Source organism: Candidatus Obscuribacterales bacterium (assembly GCA_036703605.1).
GTDB lineage: Bacteria > Cyanobacteriota > Cyanobacteriia > RECH01 > RECH01 > RECH01.
Genome location: DATNRH010000361.1, coordinates 1 through 1,736 on the forward strand (window position 1 = coordinate 1; position 1,736 = coordinate 1,736).

Genomic DNA, 1,736 nt, shown 5'->3' on the forward strand with positions numbered 1-1,736 from the left:
AAGAGAGATAGGAACTGCTGGTGAAGAAATGACAGCTTTGGCAAGCAGAGATGGAGCGGCAAGACATCGGTGTGTTCTGGGGTAGGTGGCATCATTACGTTCTGCTTGGCATCTGCTGTATTAGGAACAGCACATCTAGCTTTAGCGACTCTTGTAGTTGTGCCTTGGTTACGTGGGATCGTGTCGGACACACCAATGGTATCCCCGTCTGTCACACGAACTAACTCAACGTTCATGCTGTTATCAACATTGTTGCGATCAGTGGTGGTCCAGTGGATCAGTGGATCAGGGCGCTTGTCGTCCGCGATAGTTCGCCATCGGGCCGCCGCAGATTCTGCTGTGAGGCGATCGCCCCCTTAATCAGCCATTGGCTTAGCCTTGTCAGGAAACGAACACTCAACGGTAATCTTGAGGCTACATTCAGCGGTTCCCTTGGTCACATAGGGCACTCCCGCTTCAGCACCCACATTCACACCAAATTCCAGCTTCACCTTATCCACATTGGCTTCACCCAGATCCTTGAAGGCATTGATCACGCCTTTGGTGTAAACCTTCAGCGTGTTTTCCATGCTGCGGAACACTTGGACTGCTTGTTGAGCAACCACTTCAGCACCACCCTTGGGATCAAGTCCCAGGTCTTCACGGGTTTGTTCACCGCTGGAGGGTGGGGCGGATGACAGGGGTAGGATTTGACTATCATCACTCGGTTCGATGTAGATGACGATGCCATCGTCTAGTTGGAAGGGCACAAGTTGTTTCATGGGATAACATCATGGAGAATCGGGTCGCGTTTAGCCTATCAGGTTTGCGGACGATCGCTTGCTCTCTACCACGACGGCCATGAATCGGGATGCCCTTGTTGTTGGAATCAATACCTATCGCCATCTCAAGTCACTCAAGGCTCCGGCTCAAGATGCGGAAGCGATCGCTCATCTCTTGGAATCGGATGGTGAGTTTCGAGTGACGCGGATACCGGAAGCGATCGCCCAGGATGAGACTCGTAAGCCTGTGGTGGGGGAAACGCTGGAGGTTTCGCAGCCGCAACTCAAGCAAGCCTTAAAGCAACTATTCCGTCCAGAGAGTGCTCAACCACCGGACACCGCGCTGTTTTACTTTTCTGGACATGGTATTCCAGATACCGATGGATACGACAAAGGGTATCTGGCAACCAGTGACACCAACGCATCCACGCCAGAGTCAGGTCTGTCGCTGCGATGGTTGCAATGGCTGTTGTCGGAGAGTCCGATTAAGCAACAGATCATCTGGCTCGACTGTTGCCACAGTGGAGGATTGTTGATCAGTGTGGATGCCGCCAATCCGGGTCATGAGAACCAGCGCGATCGCTGCTTTATTGCCTCATCTCGTGACTTTGAGACGTCCTGGCAAGACCTCAACAGTCCCTACAACGTATTGACTAAGGCCTTACTAGAAGGGCTCGATCCCACCCGATTGCCAGGACGCTGGATTGATAGCTTTGCGTTGGTGGACTATATCAACCAGGCGTTGAAGGGAGAGTTGCAATCGCCGGTTTGTACCAATTTCGGCAACTCGATTAACCTAACGCGATCATGGCAGGTGGAGGCGGACGCACCCAAAGCGACGCTAGAGTCAGCCATCTGTCCCTACAAAGGCTTAGAGTATTTCGACTGCAATGACCATGACCCTCAGTTTTTCTTTGGGCGAGAATCCCTGACGGATCAGTTGCTCGATAACGTTCGTACATCTAACTTTCTGGC

At 52.2% G+C, this 1,736-nt stretch carries 2 protein-coding genes; one reads left to right on the forward strand and one right to left on the reverse strand.

All coding sequences use genetic code 11. The annotated features are described in order from the left end of the window. Positions 1 to 356: 356 nt before the first annotated feature. Complete coding sequence (locus V6D20_07655) at positions 357 to 761, reverse strand: CU044_2847 family protein (GenBank protein HEY9815659.1); 405 nt, start codon at positions 759 to 761, stop codon at positions 357 to 359. Between the two features lie 58 nt (positions 762 to 819). Here V6D20_07655 and V6D20_07660 point away from each other — a divergent pair. Then, the coding region (locus V6D20_07660; GenBank protein ID HEY9815660.1) for a caspase family protein at positions 820 to 1,736 on the forward strand (917 nt) is incomplete at its 3' end.